Origin of the sequence: Prevotella sp. P4-98 (assembly GCF_002251405.1) — a bacterium.
In the GTDB taxonomy this organism is placed as follows: Bacteria; Bacteroidota; Bacteroidia; order Bacteroidales; family Bacteroidaceae; genus Prevotella.
The window spans coordinates 1-305 of the sequence record NZ_NPJC01000033.1; the positions used below are offsets into that span (position 1 = coordinate 1).

Genomic DNA, 305 nt, shown 5'->3' on the forward strand with positions numbered 1-305 from the left:
AAAAGAATGGGATGAAGCATTGGTTTGTTCAGACACTCCTTCGGCTTCTTGTACTAACGAATCTGTTTTCTCGAATAGAGAATCGAAGGAAGCTGAGGACACTGTACTGTTCCAAAGCATCTTGAACGAAGTCCTATAGCTCAGTTGGTTAGAGCGCCACACTGATAATGTGGAGGTCGGCAGTTCAAGTCTGCCTGGGACTACGATGCAAGGGACTTCAATTCCCGACCGGGGGATTAGCTCAGCTGGCTAGAGCACCTGCTTTGCAAGCAGGGGGTCAACGGTTCGAATCCGTTATTCTCCAC

At 48.9% G+C, this 305-nt stretch carries 2 tRNA genes; both read left to right on the forward strand.

Features of this window, described 5'->3' with window-relative positions:
• Nucleotides 1-129: 129 nt before the first annotated feature.
• Nucleotides 130-203: transfer RNA gene (locus CIK96_RS05490), tRNA-Ile, on the forward strand.
• Between the two features lie 27 nt (nt 204-230).
• Nucleotides 231-304 (forward strand) — tRNA-Ala (locus tag CIK96_RS05495).
• Nucleotide 305: the final 1 nt, after the last annotated feature.